The organism is Candidatus Accumulibacter phosphatis, from assembly GCF_012939955.1.
In the GTDB taxonomy this organism is placed as follows: Bacteria; Pseudomonadota; Gammaproteobacteria; order Burkholderiales; family Rhodocyclaceae; genus Accumulibacter; species Accumulibacter delftensis.
This window is the reverse complement of sequence record NZ_SPMY01000032.1, coordinates 25,942-50,464: the sequence shown is the minus strand read 5'-3', so window position 1 is coordinate 50,464 and position 24,523 is coordinate 25,942. Positions and strand designations below refer to the sequence as shown.

At 66.5% G+C, this 24,523-nt stretch carries 1 protein-coding gene; it reads left to right on the top strand.

Annotated elements, in window-relative coordinates:
• Nucleotides 1–24,423: a CARDB domain-containing protein gene (locus E4Q23_RS23850; protein ID WP_248595404.1), complete on the top strand. Its 24,423-nt coding sequence runs from the start codon at nucleotides 1–3 to the stop codon at nucleotides 24,421–24,423.
• The last annotated feature ends 100 nt before the right edge of the window (nucleotides 24,424–24,523 follow it).

The following is a 24,523-nucleotide window of genomic DNA, read 5'->3' as shown; positions in this document are numbered from 1 at the left end:
ATGCGCAAGTCCACAGGCAGGAACCCTTCTCCCGACGCTCCCGACGCTCCCGATCGCGGCCTGCTGCCCGGTGAGCAGCCGCCCTCGCAGCCAGCGCCAATAAAGCTCGCAGCCACACGCAGGCAACGCGAAGTTGCGACGGCAAAGCTCCATTTCGAGGCCCTCGAACCGCGCATTCTTCTCGACGGCGATCCCGCCGCAGGAGTCATGACTCTTGCCGGCAGCATCGACGTTCCCGGCGAGCAGGATTACTACCGGTTCACCGTCGATGAAGCCAGCCGTGTCGTCCTTGACAGCCTGAGCAATTGCAGCGACCTGAGCTGGCGCCTGGACGGTCCCGGCGGCCTGCTAGGGCAGAGGTCTTTCAGCGCCACCGATTCCCCATACAGCAGTCCGCCAGCCTACGATCTGACGCCCGGCCACTACCAGCTGCGGGTCGATGGCGCGCAGGACGCGCTGGGCGCCTACTCGCTGCGCGTAATCGACGCCGCTTCGGCAAGCGTGATCGCCCCAGACACGCCGGTCAGCGGCGTGCTCGAGTTCGGCAACCAGAGCGCCGCCTACCGCTTCCGTGCCAGCGCCGGGGACAGCTACACTTTCAAGGCCACGACGCCCGCCGCCGCTGCGCTTTTCGGACGCCTGCTCGACCCCTTTGGCCGCCAGGAGGGCGTCAGCTTCGATGCCCGGCACGATAGCGCGCGCTTCACCGTACAACACAGCGGCGAATACCTGCTCCTGCTCGAAGGCGCTATCGCCAATCAGGCAGCGCTGACCTACGACTTCACCCTGCAAGCGGTGGTCGACAGCGTCTCGCCACTGCGCATCGGCGAAACGCAGATCGCCCACATCGACCAGCCCGGCAAGGTCGCTCACTTCAAGTTTGCTCTGGACGATACGACACCGGTCATTTTCGACCGCCTGAACAACGCCGGCTTCGCCTGGTCGCTGAGCGGGCCGGCCGGTCAGCAGGTCACGCGCCGGGTGGCGGGGCAAAGCGCGCTCTTCGACGGCGGCGAGCGACTGCTGTTGCCGCCCGGAAGCCATACCCTGTCGGTCGACCTCGACGGCCCAGGCACGGGTAGTTTCCCTTTCCGCCTGCTCGCCGCCGACGCGGCGCCGGAGCTCGTCGCGAACGCCGTAACGAGCGGCCAGCTCGAGCAGGCCACCGCGTCGCAGATCTACAAGATAGCGCTCAATGCCGGCGACAAGCTCTTCCTTGAGCCGCGCTCGGTCGCCGGCGGCTCACTCGCCTGGCGGCTGGTCGACCCCTGGGGAGTGCGAGTCGCGGCCGGAAATTTCAGCGCCGCGGCGAATCCCGTCACCATGACCCGACCATTTACGCTGCCATCGAGCGGCGAGTACTGGCTGCTGCTCGATGGCGCGGACAACAACGCCGCCGACGTGGCGCTCGCCTACGAATTCTCGCTGCACGCAGTCCCCGATGTGACGCGGACGCTGACCCTCGGCGAGACCATTTCCGAAGCCATCGCCAGCGCTGGCCAGTCGACGATCTTCACTTTCGATCTGGCCGAGGCAACGCAAGTAGCGTTCGAAGCGCAGAGTCTGCGCGCCGATATCGTCTGGTCACTGGCCGGACCGCGCGGCAAAGAGGTCAGCGATCGGCGTTTCGACGATAGCGACGATAGCGGCGCCAGCACGTCCGCCAGCCACCTCGGTATCCTCACCCTGCCGCCCGGTGAGCACCAGCTGACGGTGCACGGCACAGCCGCCGCCAGCGGCGAGTTTTCCTTCCGCCTGCTCGATCTCGCGGCCGCGCCCGCCTTGGCCTTCGATGACAGCAGCAGCATCGCCCTGCCCCCCGGCAACAGCACCCACGCCTATCGCTTCCTTGCCGAGGCCGGCGACCAGATCGCCCTCGAGAACATGAGTGGCAGTAGCGGCGACAGTGACAGCAGTGGCGAAGAAGTCATCTGGCGGCTGGTCGACCGTTTCGGCCACGACGTCGGCGCACCCACCGCCCTACCGGCTGCCGGCAACAGTTCCGACGCCCGGCTGCTGAGCAGCGACGGCGCTTACACCTTGCTCCTCGAAGGGCGCCTCGATGCGACGACGCCCCGCGACTATGGCTTCCAGCTCAAGCGCATCGGTCAGCTGGAGCTGGTCGAACTGCCCACCGGTGAGCCCGCGCCTCTCGGCACGATGCTTGCCGGCCTGCTGCCCACGGCCGAAGCCACCCGGACCTATCGCTTCACGCTCTCCGACGACCGTCAACTGGTGTTCGACACACAGGGTGGCTTCAGCAGCGCCATCTGGTCCTTGCAAGGGCCACGCGGCAGCGAAGTCGAGAACCGCCCCCTTTACCGCAGCGACGACGCCGACGCCAACCCACTCCTGAATCTGCCGGCAGGAGACTACGCCCTGACCGTCAAAGGCAGCGCCGCAACAGGCAGTGTCATTGGCGACGGCGCCTACGCCTTCCGTCTGCTCGACAGTGGCAGCTTCGAGGAATTGGCGCTCGGCCAGCGAGTGGTGACCATGCGCGTGGCAGCCGCCTCGACAATCGGCTACCGCGTTTCCGCGACGGCCGGCAGCACCCTGATCCTGAACGCCGTGGATTCGGCTGGCGGCGTCTGGCGTCTGCTCGACCCCTTCGGACGCCAGGTCGCGGCGGCCTCGGGCGCGAGCATCACGACCAGCATCAACATCGCCACGACTGGCCGCTACACGCTGCTCAACGATGGCTACTACGGCGCCAAAGGCGCGTCAAATGTCGGCTTCACGCTTTCCCGACAGAGCAAAGTCAGCGCGGCGCTGGTCTTCAACCGCCCGATCAGCGTCGGCTCGGCCGAAGTCGGCAGTGTCGCCGAATATCGTTTCACCCTCGACCAGGCGAGCACCCTCGTCTTTGATGCCCTGAGCGGTCCCTTGAGTGGTCCCCCGAGCGCGCCATCCTCCCGCTGGATGCTTGCCGGTCCGCTCGGCACGGTACGGGGATGGACTTCCTTCCGCGACGATCAGGGGCAGATTCTTCGCCTGGCGCCTGGCAACTACCTGCTGACCCTGGACACTTTCAGCCCGCAGGTCGCGGAATACCGCTTCCGCGTGCTGAATGCCGACGCCGCCATCGACCTCCCCTCGGGCACGAGCATCAACGAAACGATCCCCGCGGGTGAAACGCGTCTGTACCGCTTTACCGCAGAGGCCGGCCAGCACAGCATCGTCTCCCAACTCCAGCTCACTGGCGACGCCAATCAGAGAGTCTCCTGGCAATTGTGGGATCCCTATAGCCGCCCGCTGGCCACTCTCCGCGCGAGCGTCACGGAAACCGAGCTGCCGAGTAGCGGCGAATATCTGCTGGCGGTGTTTCCCGACTTCGGCTACGAGGTGCCGGACTCCTCGCCACGCCCCATTGCCTTCGCCTTTGCCCTGACGACTTCCCGTGCGGCACCGCTGACGCTCAACGAACGCAGCTTCGGCAGCATCGAACGCGCGGGAGAAGGCGTCAGCTACGGCTTCACGCTCACGGCACCGAGCTCACTGCTGATTGACACGGGCCAAACTAGCGGCGCCGACGCTAGCGATTTCGTGTGGCGATTGAGTGGGCCGCGCGGCGTGGAAGCGCCGCTCAACGGCGCTGCTGGCAACGCGCCGCTGAACAGCTTCGCCACTACGCGCTCCAGCGTGCTGTCGCTGCCCGCCGGCAACTACAAATTCGACGTATCCAGCCCCACCCTGGCCACCGGCAGCTTCAGCTTTCGCTTGCTCGACACGGCCGACCTGCCTCTCCTTCCGTTCGAAAGCTTCGTCCCACTGACCCTTAGCCCGGCAAGCGAGGCACAGGCATTCTCGCTGCGCGTCGACGAGGACAGTGACTTCATCTTCACGCCGACCATCACGCCGACGCGCGACGGCGACTGGCGCATACTCGACAGCCTCGGCAGAGCACGGGTCAGCGGCCGCATGTCGGAGAGTAATGAACTCTTCAAACTGCTGGCCGGCAGCTACACCTTCGTCGTCGACGGCCAGGAAATCGACAACAGCACGGACAACCCGAGCGATACCTATGAATTCTATGAGTTCGTCCTGCGCCGCCTGCTGGTCCGCAGCCAGGAAATCGTGCTTGGCAGCGAAGTCTCCGGAGTTATCGATCAGCCCGGTCTGGTTCGCGAATACGTGTTTTCGATCGACGCACCGACAATACTCGTTCTGGATGCCCTGAGTGATAGCGACAATCTGAGCTGGGAGCTGCGTGGACCGGTCGGCCTCATCCACAACAACCATAGTTTTGGTGGCCATGCCACCGTCCAGCCGATCCGGCTGGACGCTGCCGGCCTCTATCGCCTGCGCATCGTTCCTGGCTTTGCCAGCACCGACAACTTCCGCTTCCGCCTGCTCGATGCCGGCCAGGCCGAAACCCTGCCTCTCGATAGCACGCAGACGCTGCTCTTCGACGCCGCCAGCCGCCTGCGACTCTTCCGCATCGACGGCACAGCCGGCGACCGCCTGAGCCTCGATGTCCTCAGACTGAGCGACGGCGCGGCATCGCTGCGGTTATTGGCCACCGACGACCTGCGGAGCATCTTCAACACTGCCGCCGGCAGCAGCGACTCAGCGATCGCAACGACGCTCCCGCGCAGCGGCACATACCTCTTGATCGTCGTCGGCAGGGGCGCCAACGACGCGCCGCTGATGCTGCGCTATGCGGCGACACTAGTCAGCTCCGAGGTCGCGACACTGACCGTTGGCAGCGAGGCCGCTGGAAACACCCGGCTTCCCGACTTTGCCGATCAATGGCAACTCTCGCTCGACTGGTCGACACGCCTGCTCTTCGACGGACTCACCGCTTCCGGAAACCGCTGGACCTTGCGCGCCGCCGACGGCTCGCTTCTCGCCTCCGGCGTCTGCGACAGCAATGCCTTTCTTGCCCTCGATGCAGGCACCTACACCTTCGCCGTGGAAGCCGACCAGATCGAAGATCTCGGCCCCTACGCTTTCCGCCTGCTCGACGTCGGCGCGGCCGAAACGCTGGCGCCGGACGAGGAAATACGCAGAACCCTGGACGCCGGCAGCGGCGCGCAAATTTTTCGCGTACCGCCGGTGAACGATGGCCGGCCATTTTCGGTTGCGGCCCGCAGCAGTGACAGCGCAGCAGGCAGGCTCACCGTCTACGACGCTAACGGCATTCTGCTTGACGACTCCGCGCTTCCGATCGGCAAGCAGATCGAGCTGGACAGCACCACCGACGGGGAAAGCTTTCTGGTCCTGGAAATCGACCCGCTTTTCGAGATCTCGCTCGACTATGAGCTAAGGATCCACCAGGCGAGCCTCTCGCACACGCAGCCGGATGAAACCCTGGATGGCGTCCTGACGCACTCGGGCGACCGCGTCCGCTACCGGGTCAGCCTGCCTTTCGCTGCCACCCTGCCGACGCACGCCTGGGTACACGATGCCGGCTCGCGCGACATCCGCTGGCGTCTGCTAGCCGCCGGCGCAGATTCCGGCCCGACTGTCTGGTGGCCCGACGACGACGCCAGCTACAAGGAACTGCTCGGCGCTGGTGACTACGTGCTGATCATCGAAGCGACAGCCGACCAGGCCACCTACCGCCTGCAACTGCTCGCCTCCGAACACACGGAAGCACTCTCCGCGACGGGAACGAACGGCCGGCTGACGAATGCTCGCAACGCCGTCCTCTACCACTACGATGTCCATAGGGCTGGTGATCATCAGCTGCAGATCGCCACCGCCAGCGCGTCGCCCGTCCGCTGGGCAATCTACGACGCCGCCGGTCGGCAAGTGCATGGCGGCGACGATCCGGACTTCGACGACGGCGGCGCCGCGATGCATCACCTCGTTGACCTTGGCAAACTCGAAGCCGGACGCTTCATGGTCATCCTTTCCAGCGCCGCTGAAAGTAAGGACGAAGCCGACGCCGGGGACGGTATTGACTTCAGCCTCGCCTTGTCGCCGATGCCCCTGATTCCTGGCGATCGATTCTCCGGGCGTCTCACCGATGACGAAGGGATGCGTAGCTACAGGCTGCATGTACCCACAGGCACCTATCTCCAGATCCACGACCAGGGTTCGGACGCGGGCGTGCAATGGCGAATCCGCGACGCGCGCGACGCTCCCGATTCCGGCGACTGGCTCCCTCTTGGCCCGGCTCAGCCGGGTGACGACGAGCGGGAAGCCGACTCGCCCTACACCATGTATCTGTCCGCCGGCAACTACGAGTTGGACCTGTCGGCAGAGAGCGGCGCCGCCTTCAGCGTGCACCTGGTCGACCTGAATCACGTGCCGCAATTGTCGATCGGCAAAACGCCGGCCAGCTTCGCAAGCGGCGAACAGGTCAAGGTGTTCCGATTCGACTCGACCCTGGAGGGACAATACCTTCGCCTCGAAATCGACACGGAGTCAGCCGAGGAGCCGGCCGAAGAACTCAGCTGGCTGCTTTTCGATAGCTGGTTCGACCTGCTCGCACAGGGAAGCGGCGCCAACACCTCGATCGAGCTGTCAGGCGACATTGGCACCTACACCCTCGAACTGAAGCGACAACCAGAGCGCGCGGCCAGCGGTGCGCTGAACACGCCCATCACCCTCGCCGCGTCGGCCCCGCAGACCCTGCAACTGGACGAAGTGCGCACGGTCAGCCTGGACGCGTCGAACCTCTATTCGCTCACCTACACTTTTTCGGTGACTGAGCGCAGCCGCATTGTCGTCGAGGCCTTGTCGGAAATATGGGATGTCGACTACCACCTGCGCAACGCAGATGATCAGCAATTGGCCGACAGCCATCTGGGCAGCAGGGACCACGACCTGCTCGAACTCGTACCGGGTGACTACGTACTCAGGCTCTACACCAGTTCGTGGCCAGGCAATCGCGATGCGTCGTATGACTTCAGCTTCCGCCTGCTGAACACCGCGGGTGCCGACTACCCGCTCCTGGAGCCCGAAGAGGAAGTCGCCGGCACCCTGGCTCCCGGCGAACAGCAGACGCAGATCTATTACCTGCAGGCACGAGCCGGCGAGCTGCTGACAGTCGAAATAAGTAGCGCCAGGCGCTTCGACCGCTATGGCTACAACGACGTCAGCATTGCCCTGTTCGACCCGCTCGGTCGCCGCCTTGCCAAGCACTGGCTCGGCGACGGCAGCGCTTTGCAGGAGACGGTCGAAGAGTCCGGTGTTTACACCCTCGTCCTCTTTGGCGGCGACTATCTTGCCGGCACCGTGAACTACACCATCGTGGCAAGGCGGGACGCTGGCGATGAGCAAATGCCGCTCGCCAGCGTGCCTCTCGTGCTGGGCCTGGAACATAGCGACACGCTGGACGACAGCAGCGCGACCAGCAAGGCTTTTCGTTTCACCCTCGACCAGAACGCCCTCGCGCTAATCAAGGGTCACACCGGCGGCAGCGATGGCGCATGGGAAGCGCACTGGGTACTGCGCGACGCGGCCGGCTTGCTTACTGGTGACCATGGCTATTGGAATAGCGACGAGGCCAGCACCGATGTGCTGACACTCGCCGCCGGCGACTACACGCTGGAGGTGTCGCTCGACTATGGTCCGGGCGGAAGCATCGCTGTTCGGGTCGACAGCGGCACGAACGCCATCCAGGTAGTTGCCGGGCACGGTATCGGCGAGCTGATCAGCTTCGGCGACTCCGACTCCGGCGCCAGCATGTATCGAGTCGATCTCGCGGCCGGTGCCGAGTATCTCCTCCAGGCCGCGAACGGAAGCGAATGGTCGATTCACGGAGCGGATTTTTTGCAGGCGCACTTGCTTGCCGACGGCGCGGTGCTGCGCTTTGTGCCATCGCAGGACAGCAGCTGGTACTTCGTGAGACGCCGTGATTTCGCTGGCGACCCGAGCATTTCCATCGAACGGCCACAGCCACCGATCGTGCTCAACAGCCGTATCGAAGGCCAACTGCCTGCAAGTGACACCGGCGAAGCGCAACACAGCTATCGCCTTCGCTTGACCGAGAGAAAGCTGCTTTACCTCGATGTGGCAAAAGTCGACTCGCCGCTGCGAATTCTCTTCTACGAGGGAAGCACATGGCTGCGAACGATCGACGCCTACACGGCAGCACGCCCCGAGGAGCCGCTCGATCTTGAGGCCGGCGAGTACCGTATCGAGGTGCAGACGATCGCTGCGCCAAGCGGCGATACGGCCTACGCCATTTGCCTGTTCGACCTCGCCACGGTACCCACCCTGTCGCTCAACACAGCTGTCTACGGTCGCCTGCAGGCCGGCGAAGCGGCCATCTACGCCGTCGATCTTTCCGCAGGGACGCCCCTCGACTACCAGCCCGGCAAGCTCGGCGGACTGTACGGCTGGTGGCGCCTGCTCCGTAGCGACGGCGCCCAGGTCGCGGCGGGCTCTCTCGACGAACCAAGGACGACTGTCACAGCACCGCCGCCGGGACACTACTTCCTCGTCTGGGACAGCGAGCAGCAGTCGGCGGCTGGCGGAGAGGCGGAGTACCGCTTCGCGCTGAAAACGACACAGCTAATCGCGCTTGGCGAACAGGTCGGTGGTGAAGCTTTCGCCGCCACCGCCAGCGCGGTCTATCGCTTCAGCGTACCGACGGCGACGCGCGTGCTGCTCGACCTGGCCCGTAGCGAAAGCGACAGTGCCGCTTTCACCTGGCGGATTTCTCGCGAAGGACAACTGATCGACCAGGGGAGGCTGGCCAGCGCGGCAAGTCTCGACGATCCACTAGCGCTCATCGAATTGCCGGCAGGAAGCTATCACCTTGCTTTTACCGCGGATACAGATCTCCGGCATGGCGACGATTTCGCTTTCAAACTACTCGACCTGGCGCAGGCACAGCCCTTGAGCATGGGTGCTTCGATCAGCGGCGAGCGCCTGACCGGCCAGGTCGCGGTCTTCAACTTCATTGCCGCCGCTGGCGACCGGTTGACGCTGGAACAACATTCCGGCGACAGCGAGCGCTGGTGGCTGCTCGACGAATTCGGGCAGGAGCTGGCGCGTGGACAAGGCACCGGTAGTGCCGGCCCCCTCGCCCGTAACGGCACTTATTTCCTGCTCCGCGATGATGGCAGCGACACCAACACTGGCGATGGCGCGACAAACCGCCACTTCGCCTTCACTGTCTCGAACGCTGGAGGACCCGCGCCAGCCTTGACATTGAACAGCATCGTAACTGCGACGCTCGACGCTGGCGGCAAGCTCGCCTTTCGCTTCACGACCAGCGACGCCGCGACACTATGGCTGAGCCCGCTGAGTGCGAACTTCGCCGCCCATGCCGAGGTCCGCAGCGCCGCCGGCTGGCAAGTGTATGCCGCCGACAGCTCGGACACAGCCAACACCTTTAATACCGTCAACACTGCACCACGCGCGATCAAGCTCCCCGCAGCAGGAAGCTACATCCTCGAACTGCGGGATGTCTCCAGCGAGCTGGCGGCCAGACAGCTACGCTTCGCGCTCAGTGAAACCGACGCCCTCGGCGACGCAGCACGCCTGCTCGCGGACACCCCGAGCAGTGGCAAGCTGTCCGCTGGCCGCGTCGTCGACAGCTATCGCTTCAGCATCCCCGAAAGGCGCGCCTTCGTCTTCGACGGCGACGCGGGCTCCGCCAGTGCTCTGCGTTGGCGCCTGCTCTCGGCCGATGGCGTACAGCAAGCCGATGGTGACGCCAGAAGCCACGGCTCCCCGCTGGCGATGGCGGCCGGCGAATACCTGCTGTTGATCGACGGCGCTGCCGACACCGCCCACGATCGACCCTACGCCTTCACGCTGCGCACCCCGCCGGCTACTGCCAGTAAGGTACCGCCTCTCGTCCTCGGCAGCACTGTTGGCCTGACCGTCGACGGCAACGGCAGCACACCTTACGCGCTGCACCTCGAGCAGCCCAGCGTCCTCGCCTTCGACAGCCTGAGCAGCGGTGCCAATCTATGGTGGCAACTCCTCGATCCTGCCGGCCTGCAGCTCTTCGCGCGGCGCATGCTGGACCCCGCTACGGACACCTATGCAAGCAGGGTCAACTACGCCCGCTACCATTCCGGCCCGCTCGCCGCCGGCGATTACACGCTGCTGCTCCGCAACTTTATCAGCACGCCGGAAAGCTGCAGCTTCCGCGTGCTCACGCTCGATGGCAGCCCGCTGCTGGCTCGCGAGACGCCAACGGCGATCAGCATTGCGCCGGCGGATGGCACGCAGACTTTCCGTTTCGAGGCGCGCGCCGGCGAGCGCTACTTCCTCAACGTGCTGGACGCCAGCAGCACGTCGAGCTCGGGAGCGGCTCGCGCCGTGGCGCAGTGGAAACTTCTCGACCCGCTTGGGCGGACAGTTCTCCAGCGCAGCGCCATGGGCGTGGCGAGTGTCGCCTTCGACCATGTCGACAGCGCCACGGGACAGATCGTCTACCGGCACAGCCTGCGCGGCGTCGATCAGGAGACGCCGGAACTCCTGCTTACCGGCAGTTATACGCTGGTGATCGATGGCGGCAGCACAGCCGCCAACCCTGCGGCACCCATTTCCTTCAAGCTCGGCCTGGTGCCGCAGGCAAGCACACAGACTCGTGACGAGTTCCGGGCCAAACCGGCAGCTGACCTCACTGTCAGCAGCATCGTGGCCCCTAGCGATGAGCTGCGCACCGGCCAGACGATAGACCTCGAGTGGCTGCTTGAGAACCGTGGCAGCGAGGCGACCGTGGGCAACTGGCACGAGCGCATCGTCGTCCGCAATCTCGACAGCGGCCGCATCGTTGCCGACGTCTACGTCCCCTACGACGCAAGCGAGTCTGCCAATGGAGCGCTTGCCGCCGGCGACTCGCGCAGCCGTCGCCACACCCTCACTCTGCCTGCCGACGACAGCGCTGCCGGCCGCCTGCGGATAACGGTCATCGCCGACGTCGACAATGTCATCCACGAAAGCAGCGTCGGCGGGGTCAATGAGCGCAACAACGCCCGCTCCATCGAGATCGACGTCGTCCGGGCGCCGGCCAGCGAACTGCACATCGAAAATCTCGCCTTTGCAGCCGACAGTGCTTTCGAGCCCGGCGCCGAGGTTTGGATTACTTGGGATACCGTCAACCGCGGCAATCAGGCTGCCGCGCCCGGCTGGAGCGAGCGCCTGGAGTTACTCAACCTGACAACCCGCGAACTCGTCACCAGCGTCGTCCTCGACGATCTGGCGAGCGAAGAGCCGCTGGCGGTCGACGCCAGCCGCAGCCGCAGCGCGAGCCTGCTCTGGCCGAGCGGCAGCAGCGCTGCCGGACGCTTCCTGCTACGCGCAGTGACCGTAGTGGCCACGGCCAGCGGCAACGCCGACGCTGCTCAGCGCACCCAGTCAGCCGAACTGATCCACCTCGTCGGCGCCGATCTGGAGATCAGAAACCTGCGCGTGCTGCGCAGCGACGACACCGACATCCAGGCCGGCGGCAGGGTGAACATTCACTGGGAAGACTGGAACAGGGGCGATAGCTCGACCGCCCGTGCGTTCCCCGAGCGTATCGTGGTCACCAACCTCGACAGCGCCCAGCAACTGCTCGATAGCAGCGTCACCTACGACCCACTCGCCACCACGGCGGGCGAGCCGAATGGTGCTATCGCTCCCGGCGAGTACCGCGAGCGAAGCTTCAGTTTTCGCCTTCCCGACGGCTTGCGCGCGGTCGGCACTCTCGAAATTCGCGTCAGCGTCGACCAGGACCGTAGCGGTCTCGGCGTCCTTGTCGAAAGCAGTGCCGCTGCTGCCCTCCCGGCCGACGCCGAGAGCAACAATAGCGCCAGCGTGCAACTGCTCGCGGCGAGCACGGCCTACGCCGACCTGCAGGTCGAATCCTTTGCCGCGCCAGCGACAGGCATCTCCGGCGAGCAGATCAGCATCGACTGGCAAGTCGCCAACCGCGGCAGCGCCGACGCTGACGGCGACTGGAACGACCAGCTCATCATCAGCCGCGACACGGTCATCGGCAATGGCGACGACATCCTTGTCGGCAGCTTCCGGCACAGCGGTGGCCTGCGTCACGGCGAGAGCTATACAGGCAGCGCCACGCTCACCCTGCCGTTCATCGCCCAGGGGCCGGTGTTCCTCGCGCTGCGCACCGACGCCGACCAGGAAGCGATCGAACCCGATACGCGCGCCGATAACAGCCTCAGCACGGCCTTCGCACTGCAAAGCCCGTTCGCCGACCTGAGCGTAGTCGAGATCACGACATCCGCCCTTGCACTCAGCGGCGGAAGCGCCGACATCCGCTGGAGCGTGCGCAACGATGGCAACGCGATCAGCGACCAGGCGCTGTGGCACGATCGCGTGCTGCTCTCGTCCGACACCAGCCTCGACCCAAGTGACATCATCGTGGCCAACGTTCCACATGCCGGCACGCTGGCGCCAGGCGAAAGCTATCTCGGCGCAGTCACCGTGACGCTGCCGGGCGTCCTCAGTGGCGCCTACTTCGTGCTCGTCGACAGCGACGCCAACCGCAGGGTCGCCGAGAATGGACGCACCGGCAACAACCGTGCTGCCAGCGTCACGCCGCTAAGCATCACGCAAAAGCCAGTCGCCGATCTGGCGGTCAGCGAAGTCGTAGGGCCGACGATTCTGCGCCCGGGCGAAAATACCAGCATCAGCTACCGCACCCAAAATGTAGGAAACGCGCCCGTCGGCACTACCGACACTGACCACCCTGTCAACACTCCCTGGCGTGATCGCATCTACCTCGACCAAGGTGCCGCCGGGCTACGCGAGCTGGCAAGCGTGTTCAATTCAGGGTCGCTGGCGGCAGGTGCCATGGTGTCGCGAACCGCGAGCTTCACCCTGCCGCCTTCGACGGCCGAAGGTGAATTCCGCTGGCTGGTCATTGTCGATAGCGACGACAGCGTCGAAGAGCTGGACGCGACCAACAACCGCAGCGCGTCGATGGCAACGGTCCGTATCGTGCGTAGCGACCTCGCCATCACGCACCTTGACTATCCTGGCCCGCTACAGTCCGGCTCAACCCTACACCTCGAGTGGGCGGTGGAGAACCACGGCGCAGCGGCGCTCGGGCCGTGGACAGACCGTATCACTCTGACCCACGACGGCGTTTCAGTCCTCGTCACCGAGCGTTTGCACAGCGGCCCTCTCGACGCCGGCGCGAGCTACCTCGGCAGCGCCGATCTGCTGATTCCGATCGACTTCCTCGGCGACTACGAGCTGATCGTCGTCAGCGACGCCAATGCGCAGCTCGCCGAGCGCAGCCGCAGCAACAATCGCGTCGCCGCGCCATTGCAGGTGCACCTCGCGCCCTACGTCGACCTGGTCGTCGGCGCGCTGACGCTAGACCCGGAAGGCGCGCTGCAACCGGGCGAAACGGTCACTGCGCACTGGTTGACGAGCAACGCGGGCAATAAGGCCGCCGCGGGGCCGTGGAGCGAACGCCTGGAACTGCGCAATGCGGAGACCCTGTCCTTGCTCGCCACCGTCGACCTGGCCAGCGATGGCCCGCTCGCTGCCGGCGCCAGCCGTTCGCGGAGCACGCAGTTCACCTGGCCCAGCGGCGCCGCCGCGGCCGGGCGCTTTTTGCTGCGCGTCATCGCCGATGCCGGCGGGCAGCTCGCCGAAGCCAATCCCGCTCGCAACGCCGAGACCAACAACAGCGCCGAACTGCTGCGCGTCACGGGCCCGGACCTGCTGCCCGGAAACCTGCGTGTCGAGCCGGCCGATGTGGGCGACATCGAGGCCGGTGCGACGCTGACGCTGGCCTGGGAAATCAGGAACGAGGGTGGCAGCGCCACCGACGCCGTCTTCAACGAACGCATCCGCGTGCGCAACATCGACACCGATGTCGTCATCCTCGATACGCATCTGGCCTTCGATCCGCTGAGCATGGTCGATGGACAGCCCGCTGGCCCACTGCAGCCCGGAGAGCCACGCCAGCGCCACTTCAACTTCACCCTGCCGCAGGGGCACCAGGGCAGCGGCCGCTTCGCAATCACGCTCACCACCGATCAGAGTCAGACCGGGGTCGGCGCCGTCTTCGAGCACAACCCGCAAGGCGACGCCGAAGACAACAACAGCGCCGGCGTCACGTTCTACTCGGCCAGCAGGGACTATCCCGACCTGCGCGTCGAAGCCGCCAATGCGCCGCCGGGCAGCGTCGGCGGAGAACTCGCCGAAGTCAGCTGGAGCGTCGCCAACCGCGGCACGGTGGACGCCGACGGCGGCTGGAACGACCAGATCATTCTCAGTACGGACGCGCTCATCGGCAATGGCGACGACCTGGTGATCGGCAGTGTCCGACGCGAGGGTGGCCTGCGCGTCGGCGAGAGCTACACGCAAAGTGCCTCGGTCAGGGTGCCGCTGCGCAGCGCCGGTGCTTACACCCTGGGCATCCGTACCGACAGCGCCAGGGAAGCCGAGCCCGACCCGGCTGCGGACAACTTCAGCAGCGCCCTGCCTTTCGAGCTGATCACGCCGATGGTCGATCTGACTGTCGTCAGCGTCGACACGCCGAGCATGGCGCGTAGTGGCGAAGAAGTGTCGATCAGCTGGCAGGTGCGCAACCTCGGCAACGCGACCACCGACCGCGCAGATTGGAACGATCGCCTCGTGCTCTCCACCGACACGAGCGTGAGCAACGATGACCTGGTCGTCGCCGGCTCACTGGTGCACAGCGGTGCACTTGGGCCGGGAGAGGACTATCGCGGCCAGGCGACGCTGATCCTGCCGCGCGATCTCGACGGTGATTACTTCGTGCTCGTCGAAACCAACGCCAATCGTCGCGTCAACGAAGGCGGCCGCAGTAGCAACAACAGCGCCGCGAGCGCCGCCGCCCTGGCCATCCGCCTGACACCGACGCCCGACCTGACGGTCAGCGACGTACTCGGCCCCAACGCCCTGCGACCGGGAGATCTGGCCAGCGTCAGCTACACCCTGAGCAACAGCGGGGCGGCACCGAGCAGCGGCGCCTGGCGCGACCGGATTTTCCTCGAAGACAGCGCCGGCATGCCGCGGGAAGTGGCCAGTGTCTTCAACAGCGCCGTGCTGGCCGCCGGCGACAGTGTCACGCGCAGCGCCAGCTTCACCCTGCCGACATCGCTGCCCGACGGCGAATGGCGCTGGCTGGTCAAGACCGACAGCGACGACAGCGTCTACGAGCGCGGCGCCGAAAACAACAATCTGGCACGCGCCAGCGACACCCTGCGGGTCGCCCGTGTCGATCTGTCGGTGCACGTTTCCGACCCAGCGCCGCTGCTCTCCTCGGGCGCCGTACTGCACGTCGAATGGCAGGTGCGCAACGCCGGCGGTGTCGCCCTCGGCAGCTGGAGCGACCAGGTCTTCCTGGCGCCTACGGATGGCTCGGCGCCAGCGCAGCGACTCGCCGAGATCGTCCGCCAGGGCCCGCTGGCGAGCGGCACCAGCTACGACGCGGTGGCCGACATCGTCGTGCCTCTGGACTTCTCCGGCGCCTACGACCTGATCGTCGTCAGCGACGCCGGCAATGCCATCGGCGACGGCCAGCGCAGCAACAATCGCTCGACCGCGTCGCTGCAGATCGAGCTCTCGCCCTACGCCGATCTGGCGGTGAGCGCAGTCAGTGCGCCGCAAACGCTGATCGCCGACCCGGCAAGGCTCACAGTGGCGTGGACGGTCAGCAACCAGGGCACGGGTGCCGGCCGTTTCAGCAGCTGGAGCGACCGCGTGCTGCTCTCGCGTGACGACATCCTCGGCAATGCCGACGACCTGCTCCTCGGCGACTACCGCCACGACGGCGCGCTGGCGGCAGGCGAGTCGTACAGCCGCAGCGAAGACATCCCGCTCGCGGCGCGCAGCAGCGGCCGTTTCCGGCTCTTCGTCGTCAGTGATGCGGGCAATGAAGTCTTCGAGAATCACGCCGAAGCGAACAATATTGCGTACCTCGAACACCCGCTCGACGTAATGCCCGTCGCCTACGCCGACCTGCAGATCGCTGCGGTGACCAGCGCCGGCCTCGCCGCCAGCGGGCGGCCGCTGACAGTGAGCTGGGAGGTGTTCAATGACGGCATCGGCAGCACCGACAGCAGCGAGTGGTCGGACCAGGTCTGGCTCAGCCGCAACGCCGACGGCAGTGGCCTCGTCGCGCAGTTCGGCCCGGCCCGCCACATCGGCCAGCTCGCGGTTGGCGCCCGCTACGCTCGCAGTCTCGAAGTCGTCCTGCCGGAGGGTATCAGCGGCACGCACTACCTCAACGTGCGCACCGGCGGCCCCTTCGAGTTCGTCTTCACCGACAACAACAGCGGCCACTCGCTGCCGCTGCCGGTCGAACTCTCGCGCTCACCCGACCTGCAGGTCGAGAGCCTCGTCGCCCCGGCCAGCGCACAGGAAGGCGCGCTGATCGACGTCTCGTGGAGCGTCGTCAACCAGGGCGACGCCGACGCCAATGGCAGCTGGGTGGACAGTGTCTGGCTGCTGCCGGCCAGCGGCAGCGGCCAGCCCATCGCCCTCGGCAGCTTCAGCCACCAGCGCAGCCTGGCCGCCGGAACGCGCTATACGCGCACCGAGCAACTGCGCCTGCCGACGAAAGTCGAAGGCCTCTACCGGCTCAAGCTCATCACCAACGCCAGGCTCGGCGAAAGTAACGCCAGCGGCGAGCAAATCTACGAACACGGCGAAGCGCGCAACAACAACAGCCTGCTCGCCGCCGCAACGACGGCTATCGGGCTCAACGCGCGACCCGACCTGCGTGTCACCAGCGTCATCGTCCCCGAGCAGATCACCGCCGGCACGGCAACCGCCATCCGCTTCACGATCGGCAACTTCGGCGCGGCGCTGGCCAACGGCCGCTGGACCGACAAAATTTACCTGTCGCTCGACGGCACGCTCAGCGGCGACGATCGGCTGCTCGGTGAAATGGCCAACGCTGGCGCGCTGGCGCCCGGCGAAAGCTACGCCAGCGAAACGGCGCTGCTCGACATCCCGATCCGCCTGCGCAGCGACGCCTTTCTGATCGTCGTCGCCGACGGCAGCTTCAAGCTCGACGAGTATCCGAACGACGCCAACAACGCCTATGCCGCCCACTTCACGGTCACGGCCGTGCCTTTTGCCGACCTGGTCAGCAGCGCCGTCGTCGCCCCGGACCAGGCGGTGCACGGCGCCAGTATCGAAGTCCGCTATCAGGTCAGCAACCATGGCAGCGCGATGACGCGCGGCGACTCGGCGGCGCTCGATCGCTGGACCGATACCGTCTGGCTGGCGCGCGACAAACTCCGCCCGGGTGCCCACAAGGGCGACCTCCTGCTCGGCTCCTTCAGCCACGTCGGGCATCTCGGCGTCGGCGACAGCTACCTCGCCAGCGTCCGCGTCAGCTTGCCCGACGCGCTGCCCTCGGGCGAATACTTCCTGAGCGTCTGGAGCGACACCTACGACGTGATTCTCGAAGACACGCTGGCGACGAACATCAACGCCGACGACCCGAGCCAGATCGACAACAACAACTACCAGGCGCGAGCAATCAGCGTGCTCGGAACGACACCGCCGGACCTGCAGGTCAGCGAACTCGTGGCGCCGGCGACGGTGGCCATCGGCGCGAGCTACAGCTTCAGCTACCGCGTCGAGAACCGCGGCGACGCCTTCGACGGCAGCTGGACCGATTCGGTCTACCTGGCCGACAGCGCCGACTGGCAGACGGCAAGCGAAGTCTGGCACCTCGCCGACTATGCCCAGACGCGCAGCCTGGGCTTCGGCGAAGGCTACAGCGTCAGCCAGACGCTGCAACTCGCGCCGTGGATCAAGGGGCGCTTCCTGATCCTGCGCAGCGATAGCGGCAAGCGCGTCGCCGAGTCGGACGACGGCAACAACGCCCGCGCCACTGCTTCGCAACTCGAGGCCGAAGCCGCCGACCTGCGGGTCACCGCGGTAAGCGCGCAGCCTGACGATGGGGGCGATGGGGGCGATGCCGACGATGCCAACAATGCGCCGCACTTCTCGGGCGAAGAAACGACGCTGACCTGGACCGTCACCAACTTCGGTGGCCCGGTGTGGTCGGGAACGCGCAGCTGGGTGGACAGCCTCTACCTCAGCCGCGACCCCTCGTTCATCGCCGCAAGGGCGATCCCGCTGGGCAGCGTCGTACACGCCAACGTCGGCGGTCTCGCCAGCAACGCCAGCTATACCGCCACGGCAAGGCTGCGTTTGCCGGTCGGTGCCGACGGCGAGTACTACGTCTACGTGATTACCGACGCCGAAAGCGACAGCGGCGACCCGAGCCGGCGCCGGGCGCGCCTGGAGTTGTCGTCCGGAGGCAGCCTCGCCGGCAGCAGCGCCTGGTATGGCGGTGCAAACCAGGCGCCGGGCAGCGTCTTCGAAGGCCCGCGCAACGACAACAACCTCGGCCGCGGCACGCTCACCATCAGTTATCGCGAGCCGGATCTGCAGATCGACAACATCGCCCTGGCGCTGGCCGAAGGTCAAAGCGAAGCCTTCTCCGGGCAGCCCCTGACGATCAGCTGGACGGTAAGCAATCGCGGCAACCGCGAAACGCGCCGCAGCAGCTGGGTCGACGGCATCTACCTGTCACGCGACGCCTCGCTCGATTACGCTGACCACGCGCTGCAGACCTACGCCGTGCAACTGAACGACAAGGGCCAGCCGAAAACCCTGCGCCCTGGCGAGTCCTATACCGCGTCAATCACCACCGCGCTGCCGGCATCGATCAGCGGCGATTTCCACATCCTGGTCAGCACCGACACCGCGATCTTTGCCGACCCTTACTCCAGCGGAACCAGCAGCATCCGTGCAGACTTGCCGCCGCTGGCTCGCTTTGGCGACGCCGCCGGAACGGTTCTCGAATTCGCTGCCGAAGGCAACAACCTGGCAGCGACGCCGCTGTCGATCAGCCTGGCCACGCCGCCCGACCTGCAGCTCGTTGAAGTGCTCGCCCCGGAGCGGGTCGTCGCCGGCCAGGATTTCAGCGTCAGCTACCGCGTCGTCAATGCCGGCGGCGACACGCCAGGCGACCAGGGCCGCTGGTACGACCTGGTTTACCTGTCCCGCGACCGCTACCTGGACATCAGGCAGGACCGCTATCTCGGCTACCTCGAGCATTCCGGCGGCCTCGCCGCTGCTGCCAGCTACGACGCCACGCGGGTGCTCACTGCGCCGCAGCAAATGGAAGGCCCGTGGTACGTCTTCGTCATCAGCGACCCGGCAAACGCCTGGGGCGGCGGCGAATTCGGCAGGCTGCGCGAGTTCGGCGGCGAGCAGAACAACGCGCTGGCCGCCGTGCAGCCGCTGCTGATCGAGGTCCCGCCGCCGGCCGATCTGGTCGTCACCAACCTTGTCATGCCGGGCAGCGCTGGCGTCGGCGAGCCGATCCGTATCGATTTCAGCATCAGCAACCAGTCGAGCAATCCCGCCTGGGGACGCTGGACCGATGCCATTTACCTCTCGGCCGACAACGAATGGGACCTCGGCGATCAGTTGCTCGGCAAGCTCGATCACGACAGCGGTGCCAGCGGCCTGGCCGCCAACGCCAGCTACGACGGCACGCTGAGCGCCTCGCTGCCGCCACTCAAGGACGGCAACTGGCGGCTCATCGTCCGCCCCGACCTGTACAACGAAGTCTTCGAAGGCAGCATCAGCTATAGCGCGGCGACGGGCCTCAGCCTGCCGCCCGGCGAAGCCAACAACCGTAGCGCTTCGGGTGGCACGCTGCAGGTCAGCGTCCCCGCAATGCAGATCGGCACGCCGCTGCAAACCACCCTCTCGCCAGGCCAGGCGCGTCTCTACAAAGTCGCCGTCGCCGCCGGCGAAACGCTGCGCGTCAGCCTCATTGCCGATACGGGTGCCGATGCCGACGATGGCAGCAACGAACTCTATCTGCGCTACGGCGAGGTGCCCAGCGGCTACGCTTTCGATGCCGCCTACGAGCGGCCACTGGCAGCCGATCAGGAAGTCTGGCTGCCGAGCACGCAGGCCGGCGACTATTACCTGCTGCTGCGCTCACGGCAGGGCGCCGCCAACACGCCGGTGACCCTGCGCGCCGACCTGTTGCCGCTGTCGATCACGCACATCAGCCCCGACCAGGGCGGTGGCGGCGAGCAGGACAACAGCGACGACAGCAGTAGTAGCAGTAACAGCGCGCGCCGCTGGGTCAGCGTCGACATCGAAGGTGCCCACTTCAAGCCCGGCGCCCTCGTCAAGCTGACGCGACCGGGAGTCCATGAAGTCGAACCCGAACGCTGGCAGGTACTCGACGCGACGCACATCCGGGCGGTCTTCGACCTGCACGGCGTGCCGCTCGGGCTCTACGATCTGAGCGTCATCAATCCCGATGGCCAGCGCGTTACCGAAGCGCAGCGCTTCCTGGTCGAGCGCGCCATCGAGGCCGACGTGACCATCGGCATCGGCGGCCCGCGCACCCTGACTCCTGGTGAAAACGGCCTGTACAGCGTCTCGCTGCAGAGCCTGAGCAACGTCGACACACCGTACGTGCGCTTCGACCTCGGCGTCCCGGAAATGGGTTACAGCGACGAAGTGCTCAACGGCATCGCCCTACCCTACCTGGTAGTCGGCAGCAATGTCGGCGGCCGCCCCGACGGCGTCAGCCTGGACGCGGCCGGCAACACCCAGACTTACGGCCCGACGCCGACCAGCGGCACGAGCCGCCCGGACATTCCCTGGGCCAGCCTCGATGGTGCGCTCAATACCGACGGCATCAACCTGCTGCCCGGCTACGCCCTCGATGTGGCAGCCGGCGGCTACGTCGGCATGAGCTTCAACGTGCAGACCTATCCCGGCCTCGCCGAATGGCTGGCCTACGACTTCGACGGCCTGCGCGACAAACTCTATGCGCTGCGCCCGGAGTGGAAAGAGCAGGGACTGCTCGACGGCGGCGTGCAGGACCTCGAGCGCATTGCCGAAGGACTGGCGCAGAAGTTCCTTGCCAGGAACCCGGACGAACACCTGCTCAAAATCGAACAGCTGGCCATGCCCTTCCGCTTCGACATCAGCGGCGCCGCAACGCCGCTGACGCGCGACGAATTCGTCGCCGAGCAGGTCGTGCACGCCACCAGGCTGCGCGCCGCAATCCTCGCCGACGCGGCCGCCCCCGCCAGTCTCGCGGCGCTCGCCGCCGACCCCACGCAGTGGATCGCCGGCTGGCTTGGCGCCCTCGAAGCGGCCGGCTTGCTGCGCCCGCTCGACGAAGCGCCACCGATCCGCAGCCACCCCAAGGTTGTCAGCCTGAACAGCACGCTGGCCAGCGGCATCCTGCTCGCCCACGGCGGCGACGCCTATCGCACCCAGGGCGACCTGCTCGGCTTTTTTGCGACGGTCCAGAATTGGTATGGCGACACCGCCGCTTTCGCCGGCGATCCCGAGGCCACGGCCGCCCCGGTCGACTACGACGAATACCGGCAATCGCTCGCCGGCTTCGTCGAAATCCCGGTGCCGGTAACGGCCGAGCGTGCCGACTACGACCGACAGGCGTCGCAGGCAACGCACTTCATCAACTTCAACGTCTTTGCCGGCGGCCTTGGCGAGCTGGAATATCTGCGTCACATCGGCGTGCTCGACGCCGACTTCAAGCCGGTCCCCGGGCAGGCGCTCGACCTGACGCGCTACCTGCAGCAGGCCGCCAGCGAGTCTGCAGCCAGTGCTGCCCTGCTCAGCGTGCGTGGCCCGCAAGCGGCGCTTGGCAGCGACGGTAACAGCTATGTCCCCGGCGCGACGCCGCTGCCTTACGCCCTTGATTTCAGCACGCCGGGCGGCGCGCCGGCGGGGCAAATGCGCCTGCTGACGCAGCTCGACGCCAGCCTCGACGCGCGCTCTTTCCGGCTCGGTGATCTCAAGCTCGGCGACATCAATGTGCATCTGCCGGCCGGCAAGGCGAGCTTCCAGGGCGACTTCGATTTCAGCGGCAGCAAAGGCTTTGTGCTGCGCGTCAGCGCCGGCATCGACGTCGCCACGCGTACCGCCACCTGGCTGCTGCAGGCCATCGACCCGCAGAGCGGCGAAGTCCTGCACGACGCCAGCCGTGGCCTGCTCGCCGCAGCGGCGGGCGAGCCGAGCGACAGCAGCGCACCACAGCGCGCTTCGCTGAGCTACACGGTCAGCGCCAGCGACAGCGCAGCTTCCGGCGTCGATATTGTGAGCATCGCGCGCCTGTTCATCGACCAGGCACCGCCAATCGACAGCGAGCGCAACCTTGTCAAGCTCGACGCCGACGCACCGCGCACGACGCTGGCGGTGACCGCACTCGGCGACAGCGCGCAAGACGCACCGCTCTTCGATGTGCGCTGGCAGGCCGATGACACGGTGCTTGCTGCGGGCAGTGGTGACAATGGTGATGATAGTGGCGGCACAGCCAGTGCCGGCGCTGCCAGTGGCGTCAAGTCGGTGACCGTCTATGTGGCCGAAGATGGCGGCGAGTTCCGCATTTGGCAACGCCAGGTCGAGCCGACGATCGGCCAGGCGATTTTCACCGGCAGCGCCGGCAAGCGCTATGAATTCCTCGCTGTCGCCACCGACCGCGCCGGTAATCGCGAGGCGGCGTCGGTGGCCAGGGCCGTGCTGCCCGACGACGGCGCGCGACAGGAGATTCTCGACGCCATCGGCGTCAACGAGTCGCTGGCGCAAACTGCCGAACTGCCGCTGGCGGCGATCGACCGCAGCTACCCCAGCAACGCCCTTTTTGCCGAAGCGGCACGGCTACTGCCCGGGCATGTCGCGAGCAGCCAGAGCAGCGATCTGCGTTCCGTACTCGCGCCCTTCAGCCTGCGCGGCTTTGCCGCCGGTTACGCCGCCAGCGACGCCGACATTGGCGCGCAAGCGCTGGTCGAGCTGGCGGATCACAGCTTCCTGGCCAGCGCCGGCGCCGAGCGCAACCAGATGTTCCACTTGGCCAGAAATGGTGGCCCCACCACCACGGATGCCGTAAACACCACCGCCTCCGGCCTAACGCCACTGCTCACCCTCGATGCGCCGATCCTCGACATGGCCATCGATCGCTTCGGCCAGCTTTGGCTGACGACCGGCGCCGAACTCTTGCAGCTCGACGCCGCCAGCGGCCAGATCATCGAACGTCAGCGTGGCCCGGGCGGTGATCCGCTGACGCACGCCCTGGCCATCGACCCGAGCAGCGGCAAGATCTACATTTCTTCGGGCAATGGCATCGAGATCTTCGACCCCAACGCCAGCGATCGCGCCCGCGCCTGGCAGCACTTCAGCAATCAGCGCGTCGGTGACCTGGCTTTCTCTGCCGACGGCCGCCTGTGGGGCGTCAAATGGAGCGGCGGCGAAATCGCTGGCGCGCAACTGCAAGCCAGCAGCGAGATCGTCAGCTTCCCGCTCGACGGCCGCTCGGCTGGCCGGGCCGAGCTCGAATACCGTCTCGCCGGCGTGGTCGACCGCATCGCCTTCGGCGCCGTCGGCAGCGCCCTCGACGGGCTGCTGTTCGCCTCCAGCAACCTCCGCCAGCGCGCAGTTGGCGCCGGCACCACGAGTACGCCGCAGCAGTCACCGCTGTGGATGATCGAACTCGACAGCCGGCGAGCGCTACAGGTCGCCAGCGGCGGCAGCCGTGGCGAGAGCGTCGTCGCCACCGCTGACGGCCGCCTCCTGGTCGCGCAAACGACCGGCATCGACGAAATCTCGCGGCATCGGGCACCACTCGTTCAGGCCATCACGGTTCCCGACGGCGCGCTGGTGCCGCTGCCGCTCACGCACATCGGCGTCGTCTTCGACCAGGCGATGTGGCTGGGGACGACGGCTGACGGCGCCGTTGCAGCAGACGCCCGCAGCGTCCTCAACCCGGCCAACTACACGCTCACTCCCTTGAGTGCGCTGGGCGCGGAGTCCGCTGCAGCAGGTGTGCAGCGGCAGCCACAAGCCGTCCGCTGGGATGCGCAGAGCCGCAGCGCCTGGCTGGAAATCAGCGGCCTCAGCGCCGGCGAGTACCAGATCGACATTGCGGCCAGTCTGCAGAGCGCCGCCGAGACACCGCTGCAAAACGCCTATGCGAGCCGCTTCACTGCTCTCGCCGACATGAGCAGCCGGCTGCAGCTGAATTTCAGCAATACCCGCGCCAACCGCGCCAGCGGTGAAATCAGCTACGAGGTCAGCGTCACCAATATCGGCAGTGACGACATCAGAGGGCCGCTGCTTCTGCTGCTCGACGCCGGCCACTATTTCGCCGACGCCATCGTCGCGCCCAAGCTGCCGGCGATGCTCAAGCCGCGCCAGCCGAGGCCGCTGCAAGCTTGCAACGCTCCGCGCTGTGGACCATCGACCTCAGCGCCGCGCTGCAGACGCTTGGCGGCCGCCTCGCCGTCGGCGCGACGATCGCCGGCCAGACCGTGCGCGTCACGCCAGGTAGCGAACTTGCGCCGCGCGCCGGCCTGGTCGAGCTGCTCAAAACGAATCTTGGGCACGGCGTCTACGCTTTCCCGCAGGACAATCTACCGCCAGGCCTGGCGGTCGCCGACTGGCTCGACAGCGAGCAATTACCGCCGGCAAGGGTCGGCGAGGAATGGAGCGTAAGGCTTGAAGCGAGCGACACCGACGGCACGCGCTTCTGGTGGCAGCTCGTAGAAGCGCCGCCCGGCGTCACGCTGACAACAGCGGCCGAGACCACCTCCTC

What these genes read in the sequence shown, in the direction of transcription:
- E4Q23_RS23850 (WP_248595404.1), top strand. Translation starts at nt 1, where the DNA reads ATGCGCAAGTCCACAGGCAGGAACCCTTCTCCCGACGCTCCCGACGCT.